This is a genomic window from Halomonas profundus, assembly GCF_020865425.1.
Classification (GTDB): Bacteria; Pseudomonadota; Gammaproteobacteria; order Pseudomonadales; family Halomonadaceae; genus Vreelandella; species Vreelandella titanicae.
In genome coordinates, this window is record NZ_CP086344.1 from 2502687 (window position 1) to 2529474 (window position 26788).

Here is a 26788-nt window from a genome sequence, read left to right on the forward strand (position 1 = left end):
GAAGGTCGCGCGTCTTACCCTGGGAGGTCTGGTGGTCTGCCACGGTGCTACCGTCGTCGAGAGGCGACGGGAGGGATCACCAGACGTCAGCCGAGGCCATAGTAAGTGCCGGTTCACCACGGCACCAAGGGCCGAACATGAAGAACCGCGAGTAGGCGATAACGTCTCGAGGATCGATCATGAAGACAGACCATGACGCTAATACCGTCACTCACCCAGAGGGGCAGGGGCAGTACCCCGAGTCCCAGCCGGTGAGCGTCGAGACCAGCCCGGCGTCGTTATCGTGGACGAAAGCGGAGCCAACCTCGCTCATGGAACGGGTCGTTGACCCGGAAAACATGGAGCGAGCTTACCGTCGGGTGGTGGCCAACAAAGGCGCACCGGGTGTCGATGGCATGACGGTGCATCAACTGGCTGACCACCTGAAGCAGTACTGGCCAACGCTGCGCGAGCGGCTGTTGGCCGATCAGTACCACCCCAGCCCGATCCGAGCAACCACGATCCCTAAGCCCAAGGGTGGGACGCGGCAGCTCGGTATTCCCACGGTTACCGACCGCCTAATCCAGCAAGCGCTGTCCCAGGTACTGATGCCGATCTTCGACCCGGGCTTCTCCGAGTCGAGTTACGGCTACCGCCCCAAGCGGAGCGCCAAGCAGGCCGTCTCGGCCATGAAGGCCCACGTCACCGCCGGTCACCGCTGGGTGGTCGATCTTGACCTGGAAGCCTTCTTCGACCGAGTGAATCACGACCTGCTGATGGCACGGGTCGCGCGGCGCGTTGACGACAAGCGTGTACTGCGTCTGATCCGTCGCTATCTGGAGGCGGGTATGTTCCAGCATGGCTTGCCCACGCCGAGGCGGCGGGGGACACCCCAAGGCGGGCCCCTCAGCCCGCTACTGGCGAACATCCTGCTGGACGACATGGACAAGGCGTTGGAACGCCGAGGCCACCGCTTCTGCCGCTACGCCGACGATGTACAAATCTATGTACGGAGCCGACGAGCAGGCGAGCGGGTCATGGGCAGCTTGAGTGAGTATCTCGAGAGCTCACTTCGGCTGACGGTCAATCGCCGTAAAAGTGCGGTGGATCGGCCATGGCTACGCGGATATCTGGGCTACAGCCTCACTCGGCACAAGCAGTCGAAACTGACGCTCGCCAAGACAAGCCTGACACGCATGATGCAGCGTGTCCGTGAGATCCTGAAACGTGGCAGGGGGCGTAACATCCAACGGGTAATCGAAGGGTTGAGGCCAGTCCTACGAGGATGGGCTAACTACTTCAATCTTGTTGATGTGAAACGCCCCTTGGAAGCACTGGATCAATGGATACGGCGGCGCTTACGCGGCCTGATCTGGCGACAATGGAAACGCCCATCGACTCGGCGTCGGAAGCTGCGAGGGCTAGGCCTAGACGGGCACCGCGCCTGGAAATCGGCGGGGAACGGTCGAGGCCCCTGGTGGAATGCCGGGGCTTCGCACATGAATCAGGCCCTGCCGAGGAAATGGTTTTATGACCAGGGACTGATCTCGGTACTGGATACGGTAAGATGGCTTAAACGTTCTGCATGAACCGCCGTGGTACGGAACCGTATGCCCGGTGGTGTGAGAGGACAGGGGAGGCGACTCCCCTTCCTACTCGATTGTTCTAGTCACACGAGTATCGACGCCATGGAAGAGCAAAAGCCCGTCGTACCCATTCGCATTTTGGGCATAGACCCTGGCTCCCGGGTAACCGGTTACGGGGTGATCGACATTATTGGCGTTAAACCCTGCTACGTAGCGAGTGGCTGTATCCGCACGGCAGAAGGGGCCTTGGAGCAGCGCTTGGCGCAAATTTACGCCGGTCTTAGCGAAGTCGTCGGCCTGCATCGACCCTCCCAGGTGGCCATTGAGCGGGTATTTATGGCCAAAAATCCTGATTCAGCGCTGAAGCTTGGCCAGGCTCGGGGGGCGGCAATGGTGTGTATGGCCAATCATGGCTTGAGCCTTGCCGAGTACGCCGCGCGGCAGATCAAGCAGGCGGTGACCGGCCAGGGCGGCGCGGACAAAGAGCAGGTGCAGCATATGGTGACCGCCATTCTGCAGCTCTCCGCTACTCCCCAGGCCGATGCCGCCGACGCGTTAGCCATTGCGTTAACCCATGCTTATAACGGCTCTGTGTTTAGCAGCCATGGCTTGCCCGCTGCGCCATCTCGGGGCCGCCGTCGCTCAACTGGACGCTGGCGGCTTTAATTCCCGCTGTACCGCTGGCTGAACTACTGGTCACCTGTACAGAGTCGCTTTATAGTAATCACCTGTTTTTCACTCTATTTTTTTCATTCCGGTGCGAGCGTATTTATGATTGGACGTCTGAGTGGTCAGCTAGTGGCAAAGCAACCTCCCTGGATTGTGATCGACGTTCATGGCGTAGGTTACGAACTGGAAACCTCAATGAATACGCTGGTCGCACTTCCTGCGATTAAAGAGAGCGTCTCATTATTCACCCATTTAACCATTCGTGATGATGCCCACTTACTCTATGGCTTCGGCCGTGAGCATGAACGTGCTCTGTTCCGCGCCTTGATCAAGGTCAATGGCGTAGGGCCCAAGCTTGCACTCGCCATCCTGTCGGGTATGGACGAAGACGCCTTTATGCGCTGCGTCCGTGATGACGACAGCAAAGCGCTGACAACCCTGCCAGGAGTGGGTAAGAAAACCGCAGAGCGGCTGATTATTGAAATGCGCGACCGTTTTCCCGAGTGGGAAGATGGCAGCGACGCGCTACTGCCCCTTGAAGCCACCAATGGCCGTGCTTCTACCCGCGATAGTCTTGCTGATGCGGAAGCCGCGTTAGTTAGCTTGGGGTATAAACTGACTGAGGCGTCGAAAATGCTCGCCGATATCGACCCCAATCAGTCTACCGAAGCGCTGATTAAAGCCGCGCTCACCCAGCGCATGGGTGGCTAAGCAGGCAGCGGTGTGAGTACGAAATTGTGGGTAGTGGATAGACCTTTGTGAATAGACCTTTTGAATCGCCATAAAGAAGAGCACCTATGTTAGAACACGATCGGCTGATCGCCGCTGAGCCTGAACAGGGGGAGGGGCGCATTGATTACGCGATTCGCCCCAAGCGGCTGGATGACTATATTGGCCAGCCGCGTGTGCGTGAACAACTGGAAATCTTTATCGGCGCCGCGCGGCTGCGTGAAGAGAGCCTGGATCACACTCTGGTATTTGGCCCCCCAGGGTTAGGTAAAACGACCCTTGCGCATATTATTGCCACCGAGATGGGCGTCGGTATGAAGTCGACTTCCGGGCCGGTACTCGAGCGGGCAGGCGATCTAGCCGCCATGCTGACTAATTTAGAGCCTGGCGATGTACTTTTTATCGATGAAATTCATCGCCTGTCACCGGTGGTCGAAGAAGTGCTCTACCCGGCCATGGAAGATTTTCAGCTCGATATTATGATTGGCGAAGGGCCTGCGGCACGTTCGATTAAACTGGATCTTCCCCGCTTCACCCTGGTGGGCGCCACGACCCGGGCAGGATTATTGACCTCCCCGCTGCGTGACCGATTTGGTATCGTGCAGCGGCTTGAGTTTTATAACCTGGAAGAGCTAACAGAAATTGTCTCGCGTTCAGCGCGCTTGTTAGGAGTTGAAACCAGCCATGATGGCGCCATTGAAGTGGCCAGGCGTTCAAGGGGCACGCCGCGAATTGCCAACCGACTGCTACGCCGGGTGCGAGATTACGCCGAAATGAAAGGTAACGGCGTCGTCGATGTCGCCATGGCTGATGCGGCTCTCAATATGCTTAATGTGGATCACCACGGCTTGGATCATATGGATCGGCGGCTACTGCTGGCCATGATCGATAAATTTGACGGTGGGCCGGTGGGTATTGACTCACTCGCCGCGGCGATCAGTGAAGAACGTGACACGATCGAAGACGTTATTGAGCCCTATCTTATTCAGCAGGGCTTGATGATGCGCACTCCCCGCGGCCGGGTGGCCACCCGCCAGGCGTGGCTGCACTTTGAGCGCGTGCCCCACGAACAGGCAACCGATATGGAGGGAGAGCGCCGTCCGTGAGTAGCTGCACAAGAGAAGGTTATCGACTGCCGCTGCGCGTTTATATGGAAGATACTGACGCAGGCGGCATTGTCTACTACGTTAACTACTTGAAGTTTATGGAGCGTGCGCGTAGTGAATGGCTCCGCCAGTTGGGCCTGAATCAGCAAACGCTGCTAGACGAAGGTACACAGCTAGTGGTATACCGCTTGGCCTGTCACTACGCGAAACCGGCTTACTTGGATGACGCGTTGGAAATTAGTGCTCACGTTACCAACGTTGGGCGCTGTCGGATGACATTTGAACAGCAGGTTTGGCGTAATGAGGAACTCCTATGCTCTGCCACAGTCGAGATAGCCTGCTTGAGCACCGAACGTTTACGGCCAAAAGCATGGCCAGCATCGCTTAAAGTTTTGACCCAGGCCTCTTAACCAAGAGGTCACTCACTGCGTCGGCAATCCCGACCCTAATAGATTGATGAGGGCACCTGTGAACGATAACACCATGTCCATTCCCCATTTGATAATGAATGCCAGTACTGTAGTGCAACTGGTAATGCTGCTGCTACTGGTGGGGTCGATCCTCTCTTGGGTAGTGATTTTTCAGCGCAGTATTGCGCTGGGCCGCGCCAAGAAAGAGTACAACCAATTTGAGGAGTCTTTTTGGTCAGGTGTCGACTTAAACGAACTCTATCGTGAGATTCCTGCCGATGACCCGCGCCACGGCGCCGAGCATATTTTTCAAGCTGGTTTTCGTGAATTTAACCGTTTGATGCCTAAAACCCGTGACCCGGATACCGTGCTGGAAGGCGTTCAGCGTAGCATGCGCGTAGCGTGGTCTCGGGAAGAGGATCGCTTAACCCAGCATTTAGTGTTTCTTGCCACGGTAGCCTCAGCTAGCCCCTATATCGGCTTGTTCGGCACTGTATGGGGCATCATGGGGTCGTTTCAGGCACTATCACTGACTCAGCAAGCGACCCTTGCTACGGTGGCTCCCTGGATTGCTGAAGCGCTCATTGCCACAGCCATGGGTCTATTTGCGGCGATTCCAGCGGTGATTTTCTATAACCGCCTATCCAACTCGTCTTCTCGCCTGCTGGGCAAATATGAAGACTTTGCCGAAGAGTTTCACGCTATCCTGCACCGCAATTTGCAAGGTCGTGACGGCAAACCGAGCGCCAGCTAAGGGAGAGAGCCATGCAAGGACCATTCAATCGTAGCGGCAAAAGCAAGCCAATGGCGGAGATTAACGTCGTCCCTTTCATTGACATCATGCTGGTACTGCTGGTGGTCTTTATGATCACCGCGCCCATGTTGACCCAGGGCGTACAAGTTGAGTTGCCGCAAGTCACCTCTCAGCCCATTGATATCCAGGAGGATAATGATCCGATCATTATCTCGGTTGATAGCGACGGTGGGTACTTCATCACGCTTGGGGAAGACTCCACGTCGGTGTCGCTGGATGAGATGTCCTCACGAGTGACAACGATTATAGAGCGTCGCCCAGGCACACCGGTAATGGTACGCGGCGACCGTAATGTGGCCTACGGTCAGATTGTCGTCTTGATGAGCACTCTGCAAGGCGCTGGCGTGGCTAATGTGGGGCTGCTATCTGAGCCGTCAAAAGATGGGTAAGGGCAAGGCGCAGCACATGGCACTGAAATCCCCGCGCGATCCTCAAGACGTCGGCTATAAGTGGCCGACTGTTCTGGCGATAGGTGTGCACGTAGCGATTGTAGCGTTTAGCTTGATCAGCCTGCCTAATCGAGACGCAGAACCTGACAGCTCCTCGATCGTACAGGCAACGCTGGTAAGCACCGAAACCTTTACTGACCAGGCGCAGCAAGCAACGGAAGAGCAGGCGGCGATGAATGCGCCTGCTGAAGCCCCCACCGAGCCTGATGCACCGGAAGAGCCTTCAGCTAGTGAACAGCAGGCCGCAGCCGAGCAGCAAGCCGCAGAAGAAGCCGCCCAACAGGCGGCGGAAGCCGAGGCGCAGGCGCTAGAAGAAGCACGTGCGGCTGCGGAAGCTGAGGCCCAACGTAGAGCTGAAGAAGCGGCTGAGCAGGCCGAACGGCAGGCTGCTGAAGCGGCTGAACGTGAAGCCGAAGCGGAAGCTGCCGCAAAGCGCCAGCGTGAAGTGGAAGAGGCACAACGCCAGCAGGAAGCCGCCGAGCAGCAGCAACGCGAAGAGGCAGAAGCAGAACGCCAGCGCGAAGCCGAAGAACAGCAGCGCCGTGAAGCGGAAGAAGCCGAGCGTCAGCGCGAAGCTGAAGAGCAGCAGCGCCGTGAAGCGGAGGAGGCTGAACGCCAACGCGAAGCTGAAGAACAGCGATTGCGTGAGCAAGAGGAGGCTCAGCGAGAGCGAGAGGCCGAAGCACAGCGTCAGCGTGAAGCCGAAGAGCAGCAGCGTCGTGAAGCAGAAGCTGAGCGCCAACGCCAAGCCGCAGAAGCTGCCGAGGCGGCTATGCAGCGCCAACTGGACGGTGAGGCCGAAGCAGCTGCCAATGCCCAGCAGGCTGAGCAGGCTGCAAATAATTTCAGCAACATAATGAAACGAGCTATTGAACAAGCCTGGATAATTCCTGGTGGATCAAGTGATAGTATGCGGGCTTCTGTCAATGTGCGTCTGGGGCCTTCGGGGGAGGTATTATTAGTAAACGTAACATCATCGAGTGGCGATAGTGCCTTTGATCAATCCATTATTCAGGCGGTTGAGCAAGCGGCACCGTTTTCTGAGCTACTACAATTATCAGAAGATCAACAGCGTGAAATCCGACGCAATATCACTTTGAACTTTTCCCCAGGGGGAGTCCGTTGATGCAAACTCAAGTGTTAAAGAAATTTTGGTTATTGTGCTTGCTGTTCACTTTTAGCAGTGTGGCAAGTGCTAACTTAACCATTGAGATCACGCGGGGCAGCGATCAAGCGCTGCCGATTGGTGTCGTGCCATTCGCCGGTTCAGACGGCCTTCCCGAAGATGTAGCACAGATTGTTCAAGATGACCTTGAACGCAGTGGCTATTTTGCCCCCTTGGCGCGCAGCGCTATGTTTGAGCAGCCTAGCCAATCTGACGATGTGCAGTTCGGTACCTGGCGTTCGCTGGACGTGCGCTATCTGGTCGTCGGCCAGGCAGAACAAACTGACGGTGGCTTTGAACTACAGTTTGAACTGATGGATATCAGTGGTCAGCGTCGAATGATCGGTGAAACCGTGACAGTGAGGGGAAATGACCTGCGCGGTGCTGCACACTATATCAGCGATCAAATTTTTGAAGAGATTACTGATATCCGCGGCGCGTTCTCCACCAAAATTGCTTATGTCACGGCCCAAGGTATCGGTGACGATATGCAGTTTGGTCTGTACGTTGCAGACGCCGATGGTCGCCGTAGTGAGCAGGTGTTGACCTCTGATGAACCGATCATGTCACCGGCGTGGTCGCCCGACGGCACCAAGCTCGCCTATGTCTCCTTTGAGACTGAGCGTCCGGCGATCTATATCCAGGATGTGGCGACGGGCCAGCGCGTGCAGGCGACCTCCTTCGATGGCATTAACGGCGCGCCAGCATGGTCACCGGATGGGCGGCGTATCGCCATGTCACTGTCTAAAGATGGCCAGCCTGAAATTTACATTATGGATGTTGCCAACCGTTCAGTAGAGCGCATTACCAATAACAACAGTATTGATACGGAGCCCGCTTGGGCGCCGGATGGACGCAGCCTGTTGTTTACCTCTGATCGTAGCGGCGGCCCCCAGCTCTATCAATATACACTGGGTGGCGGAGAGTCCCAGCGCCTGACATTTACCGGTAATTATAATGCGCGTGGCCGCTTCTCGCCGGATGGCGAGCAAATATTCTTGATCCATCGCTCTAGCCGTGGTTATCAAGTAGCAAGGCAAGACCTAAGCGGTGACCGCTTAGTGGTATTGAGTGAATCAACAAGAGATGAATCTCCTAGTGTTGCGCCGAACGGGACCATGGTAATCTTCGCTACCCAGCAGGGTAACAGTGGGGTACTAAGTGCTGTTTCTGCCGATGGTCGCTCTTCATTCAGGCTGCCGTCAGCACAAGGCGATGTTCGTGATCCAGCTTGGTCACCCTTCTTAAATTGATTAACATCAAAATTTCAGTTTTCAGGCAAGGAGTCTGATTATGCAACTTAAACCGTTGGCTCGCTCATTAGCAGCAGCGCTATCTATCGTGGTAATCGCTGGCTGTTCCAGCACCGGCGGAACCCAAGACGGTGACTCGTACGGTAGCCAGGATGGCAGCACGACTGGGTCTAGCACCTCGGGTACAGGCACGGGTAGTCAGTATGGTTCCACCTCTGGTTCAGGCGCTGGTCAGCAGGCTGATTCACGCATCCCAGAAGTACGCACCATCTATTTCGATTACGACCGCGATACAATTAAGAGCGAGTACGAATCCGTGGTAATGGCTCATGCGCGCTATCTGCGTGCTAACCCGAACGCTCAAGTGGTACTCCACGGGCATACTGATGAACGCGGTACCCGTGAATACAACATGGCGCTAGGGGAGCGTCGTGCGAATGCGGTAGAACGCTTCTTGAATATTCAGGGCGTCTCTCCTTCACAAATGAGCGTGGTTAGCTATGGTGAAGAGCGTCCGGCTGTCAATGGCCAAGACGAGAGCGCTTACGCTCAGAACCGCCGTGTTGTATTTAACTACTGAGCATTTAACGATTGAATGCTTAACCACTGATGAATTCGGCGTGCGGCTTATCGCACGCCGTTTACGTCTACGGAGTCATCATGAATCACAGTCTCAAGCGTTACGTTGAGAGGCTGTGCGGTGCGGGAGCCATAGTGCTCCCGCTGTCCGTATTGCCCCTAACGGCCACCGCTCAACAGCCGCTCGTTCAAGATCTTTCCAACTCTTCCAACAGCAGCTTTTACCAGCAAACGCAGCGCCAGGAAGCGTCCAGCGGTAACCTGGTATTGTTTAACCAGGTGCAGGAGCACCAGCAGGAGATCCAGCAGCTGCGTGGTCAAATTGAAGAGTTACGCCACCAGTTGGAACAGCTGCGCCGTCAATCCCAGCAGCAGTATCTCGATATTGAAGACCGCCTGATGAGCAGCGGTCCAACTCAGATTGAGCAGTCAACACCAGCAGTCGAGCCTGAGGCCGCTGAAGAAGTTGTTAACGCGCCTTCGAGCCGCAATGTCAGTGAGGACGCCCAGGCCGATTACCAAGCGGCTTTTGCGCATGTTCAAGCGCGCCGTTTTGATGAGGCGATTGCGGCCTTTGAGGCTTTTGTTAGCGACCATCCTGATACTAGTCTAACGGCTAATGGTCACTACTGGCTGGGCGAGCTATATGCTGCAGAAGGCGAGCTGGATGCCGCCGACCAGGCATTTAGCCGTGTGATCGAGGAGTACAGCGGCAGCAGTAAAGTGCCGGATGCGATCTATAAGCTAGGCTTAGTGAAAGCACGTAAAGGCGAAGCAGAGCGCAGCCGTGAGCTACTCGAGCAAGTGCGCGATGACTACCCGCAAAGCAGTGCCGCGGGCCTTGCCAATGACTTTTTACGCCAATCAGCAAGTTAATATCTTTTGCTTCAAGGAATCAGCATGAGCTGCAAGATCGACTATCAACCAGCGCCCAACCTATTGGAAAATCGCATCGTGTTGGTAACCGGCGCAGGGGACGGGATTGGCCGTGCGGCAGCGTTGAGCTATGCCCAACACGGAGCCACCGTGATTCTATTGGGGCGCACTATTGCCAAGTTAGAGCGCGTTTACGATGAAATCGAAGCGGCCGGTGGCCCCCAGCCAGCGATTTTTCCGCTCAACTTTGAAGGCGCTACGCTAAAAGATTTTCATGATATGGCGGAAACGCTGGATAAAGAGTTTGGCCGTTTGGACGGGGTGTTGCATAACGCTGGGTTGTTGGGTCGCATCACGCCTTTCGAGCAGTATAACCCTGAGCTCTGGCAGCAGGTGATGCAGGTGAATATCAATGGGCCCATCTGGATGACCCAGGCACTATTGCCGCTACTGCAGGCGTCTGACGATGCATCGGTGATATTCACCTCCTCCAGCGTTGGCCGTAAAGGCCGCGCCTATTGGGGAGCGTACTCGGTCTCTAAGTTTGCCACCGAAGGGTTTGTCGAGGTGTTGGCCGACGAATTGGATAACCAGTCCACGGTACGCGTTAATTCACTCAATCCGGGTGCCACACGGACTCAAATGCGGCGTACCGCGTTCCCCGGTGAGGATCCCTTCACACTACGCACCCCGGAAGACATCATGCCTACCTACTTATGGCTTATGGGGCCAGACAGTGCAGGCACCAACGGTCAAAAGCTTGATGCCCAGCCGCCACGGGTATAGCGCTTACTTTTAAACCCCTTATCAGCACGTCGATGCCCGCCGGTACTTACGCTTGAAATTGTCGCTAGCGTCTGAAACCGTTAAGGGCATCGACCAGCGCGTGACACTCTCCAAACCATAAGTCAGCAGGCCACTGTTGATAGTCATCCTCTGCGCTGATATAGCCGTAGCCAACGGCCACGGCCGTCATCCCCGCAGCGACGGCGGCCTCGATATCCCGTGCATGGTCGCCGATGTACCAGCACTGACCCGGCTCAACGCCTAGCCGCCGGGCAGCTTCCCAGAGCGGCTCAGGGGCTGGCTTTTTTACACTCAGGTCATCTGCACATAGTAGGGCGCCCGGCTGAAGCGCCAATGCGTCCAATAACGGTAGCGTATAGCGACGCGGTTTATTGGTCACAATCCCCCAGGGTCGTTGGTTGCCATGCCACTCTTTCAGCCATACATCGAGCGGCGAGAAGACCTGGCTGTGCACCGCGACCGCTTGCTCGTAGGCATCCAGCAAAAACTGGCGTGCTTGAGTATGTCCATCCGCTGTCGCTTCTAACCCTAGCGCCAGCGTCACCAGCGCACTACCGCCGTTAGAGACCTGGCGGCGGATCACTTCAAAGGGAAGTGGCTCTAAGTCGTGGTGAATACGTAGCGCATTGGTTGCGTGGGCTAAATCTGGAGCGGTATCGACCAGGGTGCCGTCTAGATCGAAGAGAATCGCTTGGGGCGCTTGCATCGGCATTTAATCGCTCACCTTACGGCAGTACATCATGTAGTTGACCGAAACATCATGGCTTACCAAACGATAGTGCCGGGTTAGCGGATTGTAGGTAAGCCCCGTCTGCTCACGCACTTCTAAGCCACAGTCGCGAGACCAGGCGGCCATTTCTGAAGGGCGAATAAATTTCGCGTAGTTATGCGTACCCCGGGGGAGCAGTCTAAGCACGTACTCGGCGCCTAGAATGGCAAACGCATAGGACTTGGCGGTGCGATTCAGCGTAGAGAAAAACACATAGCCGCCAGGGCGAACCAGGGCGCTGCAGGCACGAATGACGGAGGCGGGGTCGGGTACGTGCTCAAGCATCTCCATGCAGGTCACTGCATCGTAAAAACCGGGCTTTTGAGCCGCCATGGCTTCCACACTGATGTGCTGATAATCGATCTCGACACCGCGATCTTCCGCGTGCAGCCTAGCCACCGCTAAAGGTGCTTCACCGAGATCAATACCAGTTACTTTAGCCCCGCGGTTGGCCATTGATTCGCTCAAAATGCCGCCGCCACAGCCCACATCCAGCACTTTTTTTCCTGCCAAGCCCGCACGCGCATCAATAAAATCGAGCCGCAAAGGGTTAATCTCGTGGAGTGGTTTAAATTCACCCTGCGGATCCCACCAGCGGCTAGCAAGCGCTTCAAATTTGGCGACTTCTGCTGCATCGACATTGCCTTGATAGTGACCAGCAGTGCTATCCTGTGGTGTCGCTTGCATGTTGTGACTCCCATTGTCGTTACGCATTAAGCGAAGAGTTGACGCTTAGTTACTGGTTATTATCCATTTGCACTGGTTATCGTCCATTGGCGAGGTGGCATCCATCCACGCCTTCAGTATTATGGACATTCTAACCACTCCTGTGTCGGAACGCATGAAAAGGACCTCTTTATGATTCGCAAGGCCGTACTTCCTGTTGCTGGGTTTGGCACCCGCTGCTTACCGGCTTCGAAGGCTATTCCCAAGGAGATGATTACGATTGTCGATAGGCCGGTTATTCAATATGTGGTCGAAGAAGCCATTGCCGCGGGTATTCGTGAGATTGTGCTGGTCACCAGTAGTAATAAAAGCGCTATTGAAAACCACTTTGACACCCACGCCGAGCTAGAAGCCAGCCTGGAAGCGAAAGGTAAACACGAGCTTTTGGCGATGTTGCGCAATTTGGTGCCTGATGATGTCAGCATTATCAGTATTCGTCAGGGTGTACCGCTGGGGTTAGGCCATGCGGTGCTATGCGCTCGCCCGATCATCGGCGACGACGAACCTTTTGCAGTGCTGCTTCCCGATGTGCTGGTCGACAACAGCGCCAACCAAACGACCGACTTGGCCGGCATGTTGGCAGCTTATGATCAACAGCAAACGGCGCAGCTAATGGTGGAAGAGGTGGCTTGGGAGCAAGTTGAGAAGTATGGCATCGTGGCACCCGCTGGCGATGTGCCTGCACCTAACCAATCGGCAGATCTTGTGGGAATGGTGGAAAAGCCAAAGCGCGATGCAGCGCCTTCAAACCTAGCCGTGATTGGTCGCTACGCGCTGCCAGGCCATATTTTCTCCATTTTAGAAGCCACCAAGCCCGGTGCCGGTGGCGAAATTCAGCTCACTGATGCGCTGGAGACCCTGCGCGAACAGTCGGGGGTGCAGGCATACCGTATGCAGGGCACGACCTACGATTGTGGCCAGCCGCTGGGTTATCTTGAAGCCACACTTGCCTACGCGCGTCGTCACCCCGAGTTTGGTGAGGGTTTCCAAGCCCTGTTATCACGTTACCAACAAGGAGAGTAACCCATGCGGGTGTTGCTTTACGGTAGCGAATTGAGCGCAGCGACGGCCGCCGCTGCGTTGGCCTGGGTCGGGAATCAGGTGCAGTGGTTGCCGCACGCTGACGCCCCCTGGTCAGCACTTTCCCGAGTGGACTGGCTGCGCAGCGAACCTCAGCTGATGGCTCATCTGGAGCAGGGTTTGGCGGATGGGACACTGGAGGTCATTGAGCAGCTTAAAGAGGCGCGCACGCCTGAAGTGATCTGGCTGGCGTTATCTCCTGCGCAGCGTAGTTCAGCCAGTGCGTTGGTTGAAGACCCGCTATTGGTCGATCAGCAGGGCATAGTGCTTATCAATAATTCAACGTTTCCGGTCGGCGAGACCGAGCGCCTGCATGCACTGATGGGCATGCAGCACACCAGCGTGGCACTCCCAGATACGTTGGAAGAGGGGCGGGCGTGGGAGTCGTTTACCCGCCCCACTAGGCGGCTGCTAGGTTGCGATGATGCCACTGGTGAGCAGGTGACCAGGGAACTATTACGCGCCTTTAATCGCCGCAGCGAAGTATTTCAGTGTATGCCGCGCCGCGCTGCAGAGCTCACCAAGCTGGCAATTAACGGCATGCTGGCTACCCGTATCAGTTATATGAATGAAATTGCTGGCTTGGCTGATACCCTGGGGGTGGATGTTGAACATGTCCGCCAGGGAATGGGCGCTGACTCACGGATCGGGTTTGAGTATCTCTACCCCGGATGTGGGTTTGGCGGGCCGAATTTCTCCCGGGATTTGATGCGCTTGGCCGATGTGCAACTGCAAAGTGGTCGCTATTCAGCACTGCTTGAGCAGGTAATGGATATTAACGAGCAGAAGAAAGAGACCCTGTTTCGCAAACTGTGGGCTCACTTTGCAGGTGAGCTGGCGGGTAAAACCGTGGCGATATGGGGTGCGGCGTTTAAGCCCGGCACAGCGCGTATTGACCACGCCCCGGTATTAACGCTGCTTGAGGCTCTTTGGGCGCAAGGAATTAAAGTTCAGCTCCACGACCCAGCAGCAGTGCCAGCTCTTCATGCCTTGGTGGGCGAACGTGACGACCTGCGCACCTATACGCATGACCCTTACCAAGCCTGTGAGGGGGCCGATGTACTGATGCTGGTGACTGAATGGAAAACGTATTGGAACCCGGACTGGCACCGACTCGGCTCGCTTTTAAACGCTAAGCTCGTACTAGACGGACGCAATATTTACGACCCTGAGTTCGTTGCCAGCTGTGGATTAATGTACCGAGGTATTGGCCGCCGTGCCGACCCGAAGACTCTTTGAGGAAATGTCATGCCAGACGCTACCGCATCCTCTCGTATTGTGCCCGATGTGGATCAAAGCTTGACGGCGCAACACTTGCGTCACCGAAAGGGGCCCACGCTATGGCCACTATGGCTATGTTTGCTACTGATCATTGCGCTTATGGGCGCGGCGGCGGCTGGACTTTGGTATGAACGTGAACGACTGCTGGGTGAGCTGCACCGGGTAAGTGGGGAAGTCTCCAATGTGCACGCTCGGTTGGATTCGGATGACACGGATGTACAAGATACGATAACCTTTGTACAAGCTCAGATGTCGACGCTTTTCCAAGAGCAGGAGCAGCTGTCAGTGTCGTTGGCCGCTACTCGGGAAGAGTTGTACGGTTTTCTCACTTCTAGCGAGGATACTGTCTCTAGTGATTCCATCAATACACTGTTGCGGCAGTTGTCTCAACTTAGAGAGCAAGCCGAACTGCGCGACAGTCAATTAATGGCGGTGAGGGAATCTCTTGACGCCTTGGAACAAACGGGTTCCTCGGGTCGTCAAAATCTTGTTGAGGAAGTCTCCCATCTGGAGCAATTGACCGAACGGCGCATCAATGGCCTGGATAGTCAGCTCAACAGTGTCAGTAGCGCTTGGGAAGAGCAGCTATCAGCACAAAGAGCAGCGTTCGAGGCACGCTTTAATGAGCTGGAAACATCCGTTGCAGAGATAGAAGCACCCGCAGATCAAGCAGCCCTGGAAGCATTGGAGCAGGAGTGGTCTCAACGGCTGAATTCGCTGGAAAGCGATGTGCGCCAAGTACGCCAGGCGCAGCTTGCTTTCAGTGCCCAGCTAGAGATGTTGCGTTAATAAGGCGCGACGGAAGTATGAGTGTGATTGCTTAATCTTTAACATGCTAATGCGTTGAAATGCTTAGGCGATGAAGCCGCTGATTTAGGTTGGGATAAAAATGTATGGGAAGACAACGGCGATGGACATCAGCCACAAAGCGCACCGTTACTGTTGTGCTACCGCTGTTATGCGTATCACCTAGCGCATGGGCATTAGAAGCGACTGTCACGGGTGTTACCGATGAGGTCGAAGGCAACATCCAAGCCTACTTAAAGAATATCGATGCGGCACAATATACCGAGGTGCGTTTAGAGGGTGAGATCCGCCGACGCACCGAGGAAGCAATGCGTGTTTACGGCTATTACGAACCCGAGATAACCCTTGAGCGCGCCACTGATAAACGTGCGTGGCTGGAAATCGAGCCCGGCCCTCAGGTTGAAATTGAAATTCTGTCAATCAATGTGGAAGGCGATGCGAGTGAAGACCCACCTTTCCAACAGGCCGTAGAGGACTTTCCCTTGGAAGAAGGGGATGTGTTGCGGCACGCCCCCTGGGATCGATTAAGCAGCCAGTTTTCGGGGCTGGCTATTGAGCGCGGTTACTTTGACTGGGGGTTTACCGATCGACGCATGGAAGTGCGTCCGTATCTGCAAAGTGCGCGCCTGTATATGGATTTTGACAGTGGCCCACGCTACCAATTTGGTGAATCCTCCATTACCGGAAGCCATATTGAGCTTGATCGATTGCGTCGCATGCAGCCCTTCGAGCCGGGCGACCCCTATTTGGCGCAGACCCTGGCAGACTATAATCGGTCGCTTGCGGAAACCGGCTGGTTTAGCTCGGTCTCGGTGCGTCCGCGCCTTGAGACCGCCCAAGAGTTGGTTATTTCTCCTCCTGGCGGTGGTGCCCCCTGGTGGAGTGAAGCCACCGCCTCTCAGCCGGAGCGCCCGAGAGTCACCAGTGCTGCTTTGGCCAGCGCGCTAAGTCTTAATAAGCCCAGTGATACCCAATTGCCTATCGATGTCAGTGTTGAACCTGCTGATCGCCATCAGTTTGAAGTGGGTATTGGTTACGCCACCGATGTAGGGCCACGGCTGCGCTTTGGTTGGGATCAACCATGGATTAACCGCTTTGGTCATAGCCTTGATCACGACCTCTATTTATCTGCCCCAGAGCAGCGTTTTACCGGGGTATATAATGTGCCACTGGAAGACCCGCTTCGCGACAGCTATCGGCTTCAGTACGGGGTTCGTAATGTCGATGACAGCGACACCAAGTCGTTAGAAGGCACTGTCGAGCTAGCCCGGCGTTGGGAGTTTGATAACGATTGGGTGCAAACGATCTATTTCCGCACTACTTATGAAGACTTTGAACAGGGCGGCGAAGCGGATCAAGTATGGCTGTTTTATCCAGGTATTCAGTGGTCGCGTACGCGGACACGCCCTCAGCGCTTTCCGTTATGGGGTGATCGCCAGCAGCTCTCGTTAGAGTATTCGGATACCGTTTGGGGTTCGGATGCGACATTCGCTCGTATCACGGGGGATACGGAGTGGATCCGCATGATTGGCAACGATAACCGCTTCTTGGCACGTATTAGCTTAGGCGCCATTGAAACCGATGATTTTGCCAAAATACCGCCATCGCTGCGCTTTTTCGCGGGTGGCGACCGCAGTGTGCGTGGTTACTCCTATGAGAGCTTATCTCCCCGCAACGACGAGGGCCGACTGCGAGGTGGGCAGCAAATGCTCACCTCGACCCTGGAGTATCAGCGTCGCGTGACGGGGGATTGGTGGGGGGCCACGTTTATAGATAACGGCGATGCGTTTGATAACTGGGGGCCTAATGATTTGAAAACGGGCGCCGGGGTCGGGGTACGTTGGGTCTCGCCGGTGGGGCCAATTCGTTTTGACATCGCCCACCCTTTTGACCACGAAGACGATTGGCGTTTGCACTTTTCTATCGGACCGGAATTCTAGGAGAGAGACTTGTCTCAGGTTGAACCAGCTGCGTCTGATAAACGCCGTATGTTGTCTCCAAAGTATCGTGCCTGGCTACTGTTCTGGAGCCTTGTGCGTCTTGTAATCGTGTTGCCTATTTGGCTGTTCGGTATTGTGGCGCTGATTGTCGGGGTGGCGTTATCCCCCTGGGGCACTGGGGTGCTGCTCTCGCAGGGGGAGCAGCGTGATTTTTTCTCCTACACGCATCATGAAGGCGGCTTGCTCGACCATTTCCAGCTCGAAGATTTCCAGCTACAGCTAGGCGAAACCCGTATAACCGTGGATGAGTTCGAACTCCAGTGGGCAGATGACTGTGTTCTGTCAGGGCGCCTATGCATCGACACACTGCGTGTGGTGGGCGCCGACATCCAGCTAGGCCCATCCAGTGAGCAAGCGCCACCTCCCGAAGAGGAAGAGAGCCCGCTGACTATTCGTTTTCCTTTCCCCATCGAACTACGTTCTTTGTTGCTGGACGATGTTAACCTCAGGCTTGCCGATGGTACCGAAGTAGCGTGGCGCTCGTTAAGCTTGGCAGCCACCGCTGAAGGAAACACAGTACGCCTCTCGCCAACCCATTTGGAGCAGCCTCGTGTCTATTTGCCACCTTCCCCAGGTGTTCTGCTAACCCAGGGCATTGAAACGCCGCTTTATGCTGAAGCCATCGATGCCGCTATCTTGATCAACCAACCACCCCAAGAAGCCGTGGCGTCGGTGGAATCTCCAGAGCAGCAGCTTGAAGAACGCGAACGCCTGGAACTACCAGAGATCACGCTACCGGTTGATATCCAGATACCTGAATTCACGCTCAACGATTTTCGATTGGAAGGGGCTACCGAGTACCGCGTCGAGCGACTGCGGCTTGGGCTGTTAACCGAAGGTGATAACGTCGAAGTAACTGAGCTTTCCGTTGTTACCCCGGATGCTGAGGCGGAATTAACCGCGAACGCCACTCTAACCGGCAACTACCCACTCGAAGCTCGCTTGGGCGTCGAACTATTTTTACCTGAGATATACCCTGAGCTAAGTGGCGAAGCTTTAACCTTAACGCTGTCTGGTCCACTGGATGCGCTTGAAGCGCAGTTGGATGCCTCTGGCGCGGTCAATGCGTCCTTGAGGGGGCAAGTCGATGCACTCGCCCCGACGCTGCCGTTTCAACTGCAGCTACAAAGTGACCAAGTTCAGTGGCCGCTGCCTGTCAGCGCAGATGAGAGTAGCAATGAAAGCGTCGATGACAGCACTGAAGAAGAGACAGCCCAAGCCTATATAGTCGATGACCTGGATCTACAGGTCACCGGCAGCCTGAGCGATTATAGTGCTCAATTGGCTCTGGCGGTTGAGGGCCCGAGCCTGCCGCGCACTCAAATTAACGTTACCGGAGAGGGCGATCTCGAGCAGTTTAGCTGGCAACCGCTCACCCTCGCAGTCGACGAAAGCTCCCTGCGCAGCGAAGGGAACATCAGTTGGGTTGCACCGCTACAGGTCAACACCACTATTCGTCTGGATCAGTTTAACCCTGCCCACTTCGTGGATCAGCTTGAGGGTAATTTAAACGGCGACATCGAGCTTACGCTGAGGCAGCAAGAGGATCAGTGGGCAGTTAGCGTACCCAACTTAGCGATTGACGGTGAACTGCGCGACTACCCGCTAACCCTGCAAGCGGCCTTTGATGCTAACAGCAACCTGGAGCTGGAGATTGACGAGTTGCTGTTTACCCAGGGGGAGAATCGCTTAACAGCAGAGGGGCAAATTAGCGAACAGGCCATGTCGTTAAACGCGGACATTGCACTACGCCAGTTGCAGACACTATCGCCAGACTTGGCGGGCACTATCGTCGGTACGCTAGAGGCCAGCGGTAGTTTTAATCAACCGCAATTACTCGCCAATTTACAGGGTGATGGCGTGCGTTTTGGTCAGAATCGTATTGAACGGCTTGTCCTAGATGCTGATGTACAGGGCATTGATGATCCTTCCCTCGACGTACAGCTCGCACTACAAAACGTCAATGCTGGGGGGCAGGCCCTTGCAAACATAGAGGCCAATTTGGCCGGGCGCCTCTCTGAGCATCAGCTTGAACTGACCGCCCAGGGCACAGACAACAGCGTTTTAAGCCGTGCGCTGATTGCCCTGGAAAGCCGCTTTGACCAGCAAGACCAGCTTTACCAAGCCCGCGTAACGCCACTGGAAGTTGATTCTGAGGCGGGGGATATTCGTCTTGAAGCGCCTCTAGACCTGCGCTATGACCTAGCCAATGGTCAGGCGCGCCTATCGCCGTTCTGCCTGCGCCGGGAGCAAGGTGGGCTAGTCTGTTCTGAAGAGGAGATCACTGCCTCTGCGCAACAGGGCAACGCCGTGCTTTCGGTACGTGAAGTGCCAATGGAAATGCTGGAGCCCTTTTTGCCTGAAGAGTGGCAGTTAGAGGGGGATACAACCGCGGATCTTGTTGCCAACTGGCGTCAAGGGGGTGCCCAGTGGCAGGCAGATCTACAAATTCTTAGCGAACTCGCCATTACCGCCGTTAATGATTATGGCCAGCCTGTGCAACTGCCAGAAGTCAGTTTCGACGCTCAGATCGAGGCCAACCAAGCCCAGGCGAATGCCAATGTGTCACTTTCGCTTGCCGAAGCAGGCGATATCAACTTGGACCTAGCGGTTAATGATCCCTTGGGGGCCGGCGCGTTAACTGGCGAGCTGCGTGCAGAAGATGTTTCGCTGCAACCCTATCGACCTATGTTGGTAGGAATGGAGCGACTGGAGGGCGATTTAACGGGCAACGTCCAAATTACTGGCACCACCGCCGCGCCTGACTTACAAGGCCAGCTTGGACTGCGCGGTATAGGGGTAAGTGGTCCGGATATTCCTGTCGATATTCAGGGTGGCGAACTGGTGGTCTCTTTCGACGGTGAACAGGGGGATATTGATGGCTACCTGGCCGCTGAGCGAGGGCGTTTGGAAATCACCGGTGATGCATATTGGCCAAGCGGTGATGATTGGCGGATTGGCGTCGATCTGAATGCTGTGCAGGAGCCTATCCTGGTCGTTCTGCCCCAGTTTGGACGTCTTGAAGTAGCGCCTGATATCCGTATCCGGGTCACGCCGGAAAGGCTGCAAGTGAGGGGGGATGTGAATTTACCCTGGGCACGGCTTGAAATTGGCGATATGCCCTCATCAGCAGTCACCCCAAGTGGCGATGAAGTGATTATTACCGAGCGCGATGATCGCCAGGCCGAAATTGAGGTTCAGCGAGCGGCTGCCAATGAGGATGATCCAAGTGCCGCGGACGAGCTTGCCGCCACCGGTATGGCCATTGACGTACTGGTGACCTTAACGTTGGGTAGCGATATGCAAATTTCAGCCTACGGCTTGGAATCTGGCTTGGGAGGCGCGCTGGAAATTCGCCAAAGCAGCGGCGCGTTACAGTTATTCGGCGACGTTAATTTGGTCGATGGTCGTTTCCAGGCTTTCGGCCAAGACCTGGTTATCCGCCGCGGTGAACTGCTGTTTAGTGGGCCACCCGGTCTACCTACGCTCGACTTCGAGGCCATTCGCAACCCTGACATTACCGAAGATGACGTTATTGCGGGCTTGCGGGTAACAGGTAGTGCCGAATCTCCGAACGTACTGATCTTTTCTGAACCGGCGATGGATGAATCCCGTGCGCTCTCTTACCTGTTACGGGGTCGCGCACCTGATGCTTCTGGGGGCGGTGTGGATAGCGCACTGACTACCGCGCTGATAGGCATGTCGTTAGGGCGCACCGGTGGGGCGGTTGGTTCCATTGGTGAAGCCTTCGGCATTGATGACTTAACTCTGGACACCACTGGGGCTGGCGATGATAGCCAAGTCGCTGTCAGTGGCCAACTCACCGATGATCTTAGAATTAGTTACGGTGTGGGAATTTTCTCGCCAATTGCCGAACTAACACTACGCTACACGCTGTGGCGTAACCTTTATGTACAGGCCGTCTCGGGTACCAACCAAGCGGTGGACTTAATCTACACCTTTACCCGTTCCGGTAATCCTGAAATCATTCAGCAGCAATAAGTGAGGGTGATATGTCACTATTTTCAAACGCTAGCTCAGGTTCAGGCCGTGTACTGCCTGGACGCGATACGCCCATAGAAACCAGTCAGGTGCATACCATTAATGGGCACTCGATACATCCTCCGTTTCCCGAAGGCCACGAGGAGATCGTGCTAGGCATGGGGTGTTTCTGGGGCGTTGAACGCCTGTTTTGGCAGTTGCCAGGAGTCTATGTCACTGCGGCGGGGTATGCTGGTGGTGAGACACCTAACCCCACCTACGACGAGACATGTACGGGGCGTACTGGCCACACCGAAGTGGTACGGGTGATTTATGACCCACAGCAAGTCGAGCTGGAAACGTTGTTGCAGGTTTTCTGGGAAGGGCACGACCCGACCCAGGGCAATCGCCAGGGGAACGATATTGGCTCGCAGTATCGCTCCGCCATTTTTACCACCAGCCAAGCGCAGCAAACGGTAGCCGAGCAGAGTGCGGCAGCGTACCAACAGGCGCTCGACAAAGCGGGCAGAGGGGCAATCACTACTGAGATTAAGCCGCTAGAAACATTTTATTACGCAGAGGCTTACCATCAGCAGTACCTGGATAAAAACCCTCATGGCTACTGCGGCTTGAAAGGTACGGGTGTCACCTGCCCGATAGGTTAAAACGTGCGCACTAAACCTTTGACTACCGAATCATCGACAGGAAGCCATTATGCAGCAACGCCATTATCTGAAGTGGGCTTCCCCCCGCGGCACGGCAGCCAGCGCTTTAGCATTAATGCTCTGCACGCCGCTGGCTTGGGCAGGCGAGGAAACGAGCGCCCTGGCCATGCCCCAAGCCGTCAGCGACACGCCATTCGCAAGTGAGCGCGAAGCCGTGGTTTGGCGCCGAGAAGAGCTTAAAGATATTGAAAGTCTGGTGCGTCAGCTGCGCTTTGATCTAATCAATAATCAAGATCTTGAGGCTGCAATGCCGCGGTTACTTAAGCTGCAAGAGCGTGCCAGCGCTGATCGTTTGCTACCTGCGTTTATTGAGGGCACCCACGGCAGTGGTTCTGAAGCGCGGGCATCCATATGGGAAGAGTGGGGTGAGTTCGCCGCCGGTTTTAGCGATCTGGAGGATAAAATCGCTAATTTAATTGATGTAGCCGAGCAAGAGGATACTCGAAACACTGCCCGAGCGCTTTCAGAAGTGGGCGCGAGCTGTAAGAGCTGCCATCGTGCCTACCGCTACGACTAAGCGTAGCGGTAGGCATTGGGGGAGTGCTTAATCGCCTTGCTGGATGCGGTCAATACGGTAAAGTGTTTCCACTTGTTCTAAACCACTTACGGTGCAGTTAAGATCTTTAACGCGGCCATCGCTTAATCCGTAGACCCAGCCATGTACCGAAATCTGCTGACCTCGCTGCCAAGCGCGCTGCAAAATTTTGGTGCGGCACAAACTGTTTACCTGGGCTTTCACGTTGAGCTCGCACATGCGATCGATTTGATCTTCCAGTGGGAGGTGGTCAAGCGAATTCCTGTGATGGTTGTACTGTTCGCGCACTGAGTGCAGCCAGTAATCCACCACGCCACATTCGCCTCCCATCATGGCGGCCTTAATGCCCCCGCAGCCATAGTGACCGACAATCATGATATGGCTGACTTTAAGAACATCCACCGCGAACTGAACCACCGAGAGGGCGTTCATATCGGTGTGGTGTAGCAAGTTGGCGACGTTGCGGTGTACGAAAACTTCCCCAGGCGGGAGTGCAATAATTTGATTCGCCGGTACTCGGCTGTCGGAGCAGCCAATCCATAAATAATCGGGGTTCTGCTGGTTCGAAAGGCGCTTAAAGTAGTCGGGGTCTTCTTCGCACATACGCTCAGCCCAGGCGCGATTATTGTCGAGTAGCGTCGCAATAGGGTCAGACATAGCGTCTCCAGAAAAGTTAAAGGGCGTTAAGTCGCTGGTAGATAAGCGGGTTATCAAAGCCCTACTCAGGGTGGAATTAGGCCTTGTATAACCTAGGCCAGTACAAAATAGCAGCAGAAGGTTTTAACCTTCCCGGGTAGTCAGGTCAACCACTGCACTTGACCAATGGGCAACCCGATATTGATTCATACGAATTCTAACTCCCCAGGAGCAAATCATGGCAGACGTTTCTGAATACGAATATGACCTTCTGGTTATTGGCGCAGGCTCTGGTGGTGTACGCACCGCGCGTATGGCCGCGGCTACCGGCGCCAAAGTGGCCATTGCCGAAGATCGCTACCTGGGCGGAACCTGTGTCAACGTTGGCTGTGTGCCCAAGAAGCTTTACTCCTACGCTGCCCATTTCCATGACAGTTTTGATGATGCGGCAGGTTTTGGCTGGCAGCTGCCTGGCCCCGCCAGCTTCGATTGGGCCACACTGCGCGACAACAAAATCAGTGAAATCAAACGTCTGAATGGCATTTATCAGCGCATGCTGGAAGGCGCTGGAGTAACGCTCTTCAATGCACGAGCACGCTTGGCCGATGCACACACGGTGACCTTAAGCGGCGAGCATGGCGATATATCGGTGACTGCACAAAAAATCGTTCTGGCTACTGGTGGATGGCCCTGGGTACCCGATTTTCCTGGCAGTGAACACGCACTGGATTCCAATCAGATTTTTGATCTAGATACTTTTCCTAAGCGCTTTTTAGTGCTTGGCGGTGGCTATATTGCGGTGGAATTTTCGAGTATCTTTAATGGTCTGGGCAGCGAGACGCACCTCATCTACCGTGGCGAGCTGTTTTTAAAAGGCTTTGATCAACAGGTTCGCGAGTTCACCTGCGCGGAAATGGAAAGAAAGGGAGTCAACCTCCATTTCAACACTAACATCGAGCGTATTGAGCGCAGCCAAGACGGCTACAATGTTCACCTTACCAACGGCAACGTGCTTGAAGTCGATGTGGTGCTCGCAGCCACAGGGCGCAAGGCGAATATCCGTGAGCTAGGGCTTGAAGCGTTGGGCCTATGCCTGGATGAGGCGGGTAAAATCCCCGTAAACGAGCGGTTTGAAACAGCGCTGCCTTCAATTTTAGCCTTGGGCGACCTGACGGCTGGGCCGGAATTAACACCGGTAGCACTGGCTGAGGCGATGCAGCTTGTCGACGCCCACTTTGCCGATACGGTTCCCAAGCCGTTGGACTACACTACGATCCCTACCGCCGTTTTTTGCCATCCCAACATCGGTACCGTGGGTCTTTCCGAGGAGGCCGCGCGGGAAAAATTCACCCATATTCGTGTGTATAGCACCGATTTTCGCGCCATGAAGCACACCCTATCAGGTAGCCAAGAGCGCACCTTAATGAAGCTGGTCGTGGACGATGCTACCGATGTAGTCGTAGGGGCCCATATGGTCGGAGATGACGCGGGTGAAATTATTCAGGGAATTGCTATCGCGGTAAGAGCTGGCCTTACCAAGCAGGACTTTGACCGCACCGTAGGCATCCACCCAACGGGGGCCGAGGAGTTCGTCACGCTGCGTACGCTGACACGCAGATAAGCATATTAAAAGTGAAGGCGTGCCCATGGGCGCGCCTTTTTTTGTAGGCTACTTGCACTATTCTAAAAGAGATAGCGGTGAGCAGTGGTTATGCTACTCGATCATAACAAAAAATTATGGAAAGCGAGGTGTAGAATAATATGATTTTTGAATTGCTCATAATCAGCTGTTATAATGAACATCAAATTCGCTACAGCGAAGCATAACTATGAGTACGCCGACACAACCTTTTACCCCCTCTGCTGACCTTGCCAGGCCAACGGTGGCTGATGCTGTTGTGGGTCATGCGGAGATGCCGCTGTTTATTCGCAAACCCAATGCGGATGATGGCTGGGGAGTTTACGAGCTGGTCAAAGCTTGCCCTCCGCTGGATGTGAATTCAGCCTACGCTTACTTGCTACTGGCGACTCAGTTTCGTGATACCTGCGCAGTGGCTACCAATGAAGAGGGCGAAATCGTTGGTTTTGTTTCTGGCTATGTTAAGGATAATGCTCCAGACACCTACTTTTTATGGCAAGTGGCTGTCGGTGAAAAAGCACGTGGTACAGGGCTAGCGCGACGCTTGGTCGAGGCTATTATGTCCCGCCCTGAGCTTGATGATGTGCATCACCTTGAAACCACCATCACCCCTGACAATCTAGCCTCTTGGGGCTTATTCCGTCGCTTGGCGGCACGCTGGCATGCGCCGCTCAATAGCCGCGAATACTTCTCTACCGAACAGCTCGGAGGAGAGCATGACCCGGAAAACCTGGTTCGTATCGGCCCGTTCCAAACAGATCGCATCTAATACGTCGTTTTGCTAGATACACGTATCGGACTTACCGTTTTTCCCGCTCATGTTGCTTCGGGCAAGTAATGCCTAAAGTTAAAATGATCAACCAAGGAGGTCGCTAATGCAGACCCAGACGCTTGAACGCATGGAATCCAATGTACGTACTTATTCTCGTTCGTTTCCGGTGGTGTTTACCAAAGCGCAAAATGCGCGTCTAACCGATGAGAATGGCCGTGAGTACATTGATTTCCTCGCCGGCGCGGGCACGCTGAACTACGGCCACAATAATCCGCACATGAAACAGGCGATGATTGATTACCTGTCGACTGACGGTGTTGTTCACGGTTTGGATATGTGGACCAATGCCAAGCGTGATTATCTTGAAACGCTGGAAGAAGTTATTTTCAAGCCACGCGGGCTGGATTATAAAGTGCATCTGCCTGGCCCAACCGGTACCAATGCCGTAGAGGCCGCTATCCGCTTGGCTCGTGTGGCTAAAGGCCGTCACAACATTGTCACCTTCACCAATGGTTTCCACGGCGTCACCATGGGGGCTTTGGCGACCACGGGTAATCGTAAATTCCGTGAAGCCACGGGTGGCATACCCACCCAGGGCGCTAGCTTCCTGCCTTACGATGGCTACATGGGTGAGCATACCGATACCCTGGATTATTTTGAAAAGCTGCTCAGCGACAAATCTGGTGGTCTGGATATTCCAGCGGGTGTCATCATTGAAACCGTGCAAGGCGAGGGCGGTATTAATGTTGCAGGCTTGGAGTGGTTGAAGCGTCTCGAAGGGATCTGTCGTGCCCACGACATTCTGCTGATTATCGATGATATTCAGGCAGGCTGTGGCCGTACGGGTAAGTTCTTTAGCTTCGAACACGCGGGTATTACACCTGACATTATTACCAACTCGAAATCGCTCTCCGGTTTTGGCCTGCCATTTGCCCATGTGTTGATGCGCCCAGAGCTGGATAAATGGAAACCGGGTCAATATAACGGCACTTTCCGTGGTTTCAGCCTGGCGATGGTGACCGCCACCGCTGCGTTGAAAAAATACTGGACTAATGACACCTTTGAGCGTGATGTTCAGCGCAAAGGGCGTATTGTAGAAGAGCGCTTCCAGAAGTTAGCAGCGCTGTTAACGGAGCACGGCATGCCTGCCACTGAACGTGGTCGTGGCTTGATGCGCGGTATTGACGTTGTGTCGGGTGATATTGCCGATAAAATTACCAGTAAAGCCTTTGAGCATGGTCTGGTAATTGAAACCAGTGGTCAGGATGGTGAAGTGGTTAAGTGCCTATGCCCGCTAACCATTAGCGATGATGACCTGCTGGAAGGTTTGGATATTCTCGAAATGTGCGTTAAAGCTGTTGCTAGCGAATAACCTGGCGGTAGTATTAAGCGTTACGCTGAAGCAGTAGCTCACA

The 26788-nt window shown here is 54.9% G+C and carries 25 protein-coding genes; 22 read left to right on the forward strand and 3 right to left on the reverse strand.

The window, feature by feature from the left end; genetic code table 11:
* The first annotated feature begins 179 nt into the window (after positions 1–179).
* The 12 genes from ltrA to LMS44_RS11300 all read left to right on the forward strand — a co-directional run bounded on the left by ltrA (position 180) and on the right by LMS44_RS11300 (position 10401).
* A complete protein-coding gene (ltrA, locus tag LMS44_RS11245) occupies positions 180–1568 on the forward strand; it encodes a group II intron reverse transcriptase/maturase (protein WP_022521957.1) in 1389 nt (462 codons plus the stop codon).
* Between the two features lie 99 nt (positions 1569–1667).
* Positions 1668–2231: a crossover junction endodeoxyribonuclease RuvC gene (gene ruvC / locus LMS44_RS11250; protein ID WP_027959417.1), complete on the forward strand. Its 564-nt coding sequence runs from the start codon at positions 1668–1670 to the stop codon at positions 2229–2231.
* Positions 2232–2336: 105 nt separating this feature from the next.
* A complete protein-coding gene (ruvA, locus tag LMS44_RS11255) occupies positions 2337–2945 on the forward strand; it encodes a Holliday junction branch migration protein RuvA (protein ID WP_159176784.1) in 609 nt (202 codons plus the stop codon).
* A gap of 86 nt (positions 2946–3031) precedes the next feature.
* Positions 3032–4069, forward strand: coding sequence for a Holliday junction branch migration DNA helicase RuvB (ruvB, locus tag LMS44_RS11260; RefSeq protein WP_022523489.1), 1038 nt, complete (start codon positions 3032–3034; stop codon positions 4067–4069).
* Positions 4066–4479, forward strand: a complete 414-nt coding sequence (gene ybgC, locus LMS44_RS11265) for a tol-pal system-associated acyl-CoA thioesterase (protein WP_009286692.1) — start codon at positions 4066–4068, stop codon at positions 4477–4479. Before ruvB ends, ybgC begins: the two co-directional genes overlap by 4 nt.
* Before the next feature lie 73 nt (positions 4480–4552).
* Positions 4553–5233 (forward strand): protein TolQ, encoded by a 681-nt coding sequence (gene tolQ / locus LMS44_RS11270; protein ID WP_202606291.1) that lies wholly within the window; start codon positions 4553–4555, stop codon positions 5231–5233.
* A gap of 11 nt (positions 5234–5244) precedes the next feature.
* A complete protein-coding gene (gene tolR, locus LMS44_RS11275; protein WP_022523488.1) occupies positions 5245–5682 on the forward strand; it encodes a protein TolR in 438 nt (145 codons plus the stop codon).
* A gap of 16 nt (positions 5683–5698) precedes the next feature.
* Positions 5699–6868 (forward strand): cell envelope integrity protein TolA, encoded by a 1170-nt coding sequence (gene tolA, locus LMS44_RS11280; protein ID WP_230805427.1) that lies wholly within the window; start codon positions 5699–5701, stop codon positions 6866–6868.
* Entirely contained in the window at positions 6868–8160 is a 1293-nt protein-coding gene (tolB, locus tag LMS44_RS11285; RefSeq protein WP_022523486.1) for a Tol-Pal system beta propeller repeat protein TolB, read from the forward strand. Before tolA ends, tolB begins: the two co-directional genes overlap by 1 nt.
* Positions 8161–8200: 40 nt before the next feature.
* Positions 8201–8740, forward strand: a complete 540-nt coding sequence (gene pal, locus LMS44_RS11290; protein ID WP_009286695.1) for a peptidoglycan-associated lipoprotein Pal — start codon at positions 8201–8203, stop codon at positions 8738–8740.
* Positions 8741–8820: 80 nt separating this feature from the next.
* The gene (gene ybgF, locus LMS44_RS11295) at positions 8821–9615 is read left to right on the forward strand and encodes a tol-pal system protein YbgF (RefSeq protein WP_022523484.1); all 795 of its coding nucleotides are present in this window, start codon (positions 8821–8823) and stop codon (positions 9613–9615) included.
* 24 nt (positions 9616–9639) lie between these two features.
* On the forward strand, positions 9640–10401 hold the full coding sequence (locus LMS44_RS11300; protein ID WP_022523483.1) for a YciK family oxidoreductase: 762 nt from the start codon (positions 9640–9642) through the stop codon (positions 10399–10401).
* A gap of 64 nt (positions 10402–10465) precedes the next feature.
* On the opposite strand, the gene LMS44_RS11305 is transcribed toward LMS44_RS11300, so the two are convergent.
* Together LMS44_RS11305 and ubiG are read right to left on the reverse strand one after the other, a co-directional pair.
* Positions 10466–11134, reverse strand: coding sequence for an HAD-IA family hydrolase (locus tag LMS44_RS11305; protein WP_022523482.1), 669 nt, complete (start codon positions 11132–11134; stop codon positions 10466–10468).
* Positions 11135–11878 carry a bifunctional 2-polyprenyl-6-hydroxyphenol methylase/3-demethylubiquinol 3-O-methyltransferase UbiG gene (ubiG, locus tag LMS44_RS11310; RefSeq protein ID WP_022523481.1) on the reverse strand — a complete coding sequence of 248 codons (744 nt, stop codon included), beginning with the start codon at positions 11876–11878 and terminating at the stop codon, positions 11135–11137.
* 171 nt (positions 11879–12049) lie between these two features.
* Here ubiG and galU point away from each other — a divergent pair, with 171 nt between their 5' ends.
* The 7 genes from galU to LMS44_RS11345 all read left to right on the forward strand — a co-directional run bounded on the left by galU (position 12050) and on the right by LMS44_RS11345 (position 22308).
* On the forward strand, positions 12050–12940 hold the full coding sequence (gene galU, locus LMS44_RS11315) for a UTP--glucose-1-phosphate uridylyltransferase GalU (protein WP_022523480.1): 891 nt from the start codon (positions 12050–12052) through the stop codon (positions 12938–12940).
* A 3-nt stretch (positions 12941–12943) separates the two neighbouring features.
* On the forward strand, positions 12944–14236 hold the full coding sequence (locus LMS44_RS11320) for a nucleotide sugar dehydrogenase (RefSeq protein WP_278370926.1): 1293 nt from the start codon (positions 12944–12946) through the stop codon (positions 14234–14236).
* Between the two features lie 9 nt (positions 14237–14245).
* Entirely contained in the window at positions 14246–15067 is an 822-nt protein-coding gene (locus LMS44_RS11325; protein ID WP_022523478.1) for a hypothetical protein, read from the forward strand.
* 104 nt (positions 15068–15171) lie between these two features.
* Positions 15172–17025, forward strand: a complete 1854-nt coding sequence (tamA, locus tag LMS44_RS11330) for an autotransporter assembly complex protein TamA (protein ID WP_022523476.1) — start codon at positions 15172–15174, stop codon at positions 17023–17025.
* A 9-nt stretch (positions 17026–17034) separates the two neighbouring features.
* Positions 17035–21087: an autotransporter assembly complex protein TamB gene (gene tamB / locus LMS44_RS11335; RefSeq protein WP_278370925.1), complete on the forward strand. Its 4053-nt coding sequence runs from the start codon at positions 17035–17037 to the stop codon at positions 21085–21087.
* Between the two features lie 11 nt (positions 21088–21098).
* Positions 21099–21731 (forward strand): peptide-methionine (S)-S-oxide reductase MsrA, encoded by a 633-nt coding sequence (msrA, locus tag LMS44_RS11340; RefSeq protein WP_022523474.1) that lies wholly within the window; start codon positions 21099–21101, stop codon positions 21729–21731.
* Between the two features lie 49 nt (positions 21732–21780).
* Positions 21781–22308 (forward strand): cytochrome c, encoded by a 528-nt coding sequence (locus LMS44_RS11345; protein WP_022523473.1) that lies wholly within the window; start codon positions 21781–21783, stop codon positions 22306–22308.
* Positions 22309–22335: 27 nt separating this feature from the next.
* On the opposite strand, the gene can is transcribed toward LMS44_RS11345, so the two are convergent.
* Complete coding sequence (can, locus tag LMS44_RS11350; RefSeq protein WP_022523472.1) at positions 22336–22983, reverse strand: carbonate dehydratase; 648 nt, start codon at positions 22981–22983, stop codon at positions 22336–22338.
* Positions 22984–23200: 217 nt separating this feature from the next.
* On the opposite strand from can, the gene gorA reads away from it, so the two are divergent.
* From gorA to ectB, 3 genes are all read left to right on the forward strand, one after another.
* The gene (gorA, locus tag LMS44_RS11355; protein WP_009286705.1) at positions 23201–24583 is read left to right on the forward strand and encodes a glutathione-disulfide reductase; all 1383 of its coding nucleotides are present in this window, start codon (positions 23201–23203) and stop codon (positions 24581–24583) included.
* A 208-nt stretch (positions 24584–24791) separates the two neighbouring features.
* The gene (gene ectA, locus LMS44_RS11360; RefSeq protein WP_009286706.1) at positions 24792–25370 is read left to right on the forward strand and encodes a diaminobutyrate acetyltransferase; all 579 of its coding nucleotides are present in this window, start codon (positions 24792–24794) and stop codon (positions 25368–25370) included.
* A 106-nt stretch (positions 25371–25476) separates the two neighbouring features.
* The gene (gene ectB / locus LMS44_RS11365) at positions 25477–26745 is read left to right on the forward strand and encodes a diaminobutyrate--2-oxoglutarate transaminase (protein WP_022523471.1); all 1269 of its coding nucleotides are present in this window, start codon (positions 25477–25479) and stop codon (positions 26743–26745) included.
* The last annotated feature ends 43 nt before the right edge of the window (positions 26746–26788 follow it).

What these genes read in the sequence shown, in the direction of transcription:
- ltrA (WP_022521957.1), top strand. Translation starts at nt 180, where the DNA reads ATGAAGACAGACCATGACGCTAATACCGTCACTCACCCAGAGGGGCAG.
- ruvC (WP_027959417.1), top strand. Translation starts at nt 1,668, where the DNA reads ATGGAAGAGCAAAAGCCCGTCGTACCCATTCGCATTTTGGGCATAGAC.
- ruvA (WP_159176784.1), top strand. Translation starts at nt 2,337, where the DNA reads ATGATTGGACGTCTGAGTGGTCAGCTAGTGGCAAAGCAACCTCCCTGG.
- ruvB (WP_022523489.1), top strand. Translation starts at nt 3,032, where the DNA reads ATGTTAGAACACGATCGGCTGATCGCCGCTGAGCCTGAACAGGGGGAG.
- tolQ (WP_202606291.1), top strand. Translation starts at nt 4,553, where the DNA reads ATGTCCATTCCCCATTTGATAATGAATGCCAGTACTGTAGTGCAACTG.
- tolR (WP_022523488.1), top strand. Translation starts at nt 5,245, where the DNA reads ATGCAAGGACCATTCAATCGTAGCGGCAAAAGCAAGCCAATGGCGGAG.
- tolA (WP_230805427.1), top strand. Translation starts at nt 5,699, where the DNA reads ATGGCACTGAAATCCCCGCGCGATCCTCAAGACGTCGGCTATAAGTGG.
- tolB (WP_022523486.1), top strand. Translation starts at nt 6,868, where the DNA reads ATGCAAACTCAAGTGTTAAAGAAATTTTGGTTATTGTGCTTGCTGTTC.
- pal (WP_009286695.1), top strand. Translation starts at nt 8,201, where the DNA reads ATGCAACTTAAACCGTTGGCTCGCTCATTAGCAGCAGCGCTATCTATC.
- ybgF (WP_022523484.1), top strand. Translation starts at nt 8,821, where the DNA reads ATGAATCACAGTCTCAAGCGTTACGTTGAGAGGCTGTGCGGTGCGGGA.
- LMS44_RS11300 (WP_022523483.1), top strand. Translation starts at nt 9,640, where the DNA reads ATGAGCTGCAAGATCGACTATCAACCAGCGCCCAACCTATTGGAAAAT.
- LMS44_RS11305 (WP_022523482.1), bottom strand. Translation starts at nt 11,134, where the DNA reads ATGCCGATGCAAGCGCCCCAAGCGATTCTCTTCGATCTAGACGGCACC.
- ubiG (WP_022523481.1), bottom strand. Translation starts at nt 11,878, where the DNA reads ATGCAAGCGACACCACAGGATAGCACTGCTGGTCACTATCAAGGCAAT.
- galU (WP_022523480.1), top strand. Translation starts at nt 12,050, where the DNA reads ATGATTCGCAAGGCCGTACTTCCTGTTGCTGGGTTTGGCACCCGCTGC.
- LMS44_RS11320 (WP_278370926.1), top strand. Translation starts at nt 12,944, where the DNA reads ATGCGGGTGTTGCTTTACGGTAGCGAATTGAGCGCAGCGACGGCCGCC.
- LMS44_RS11325 (WP_022523478.1), top strand. Translation starts at nt 14,246, where the DNA reads ATGCCAGACGCTACCGCATCCTCTCGTATTGTGCCCGATGTGGATCAA.
- tamA (WP_022523476.1), top strand. Translation starts at nt 15,172, where the DNA reads ATGGGAAGACAACGGCGATGGACATCAGCCACAAAGCGCACCGTTACT.
- msrA (WP_022523474.1), top strand. Translation starts at nt 21,099, where the DNA reads ATGTCACTATTTTCAAACGCTAGCTCAGGTTCAGGCCGTGTACTGCCT.
- LMS44_RS11345 (WP_022523473.1), top strand. Translation starts at nt 21,781, where the DNA reads ATGCAGCAACGCCATTATCTGAAGTGGGCTTCCCCCCGCGGCACGGCA.
- can (WP_022523472.1), bottom strand. Translation starts at nt 22,983, where the DNA reads ATGTCTGACCCTATTGCGACGCTACTCGACAATAATCGCGCCTGGGCT.
- gorA (WP_009286705.1), top strand. Translation starts at nt 23,201, where the DNA reads ATGGCAGACGTTTCTGAATACGAATATGACCTTCTGGTTATTGGCGCA.
- ectA (WP_009286706.1), top strand. Translation starts at nt 24,792, where the DNA reads ATGAGTACGCCGACACAACCTTTTACCCCCTCTGCTGACCTTGCCAGG.
- ectB (WP_022523471.1), top strand. Translation starts at nt 25,477, where the DNA reads ATGCAGACCCAGACGCTTGAACGCATGGAATCCAATGTACGTACTTAT.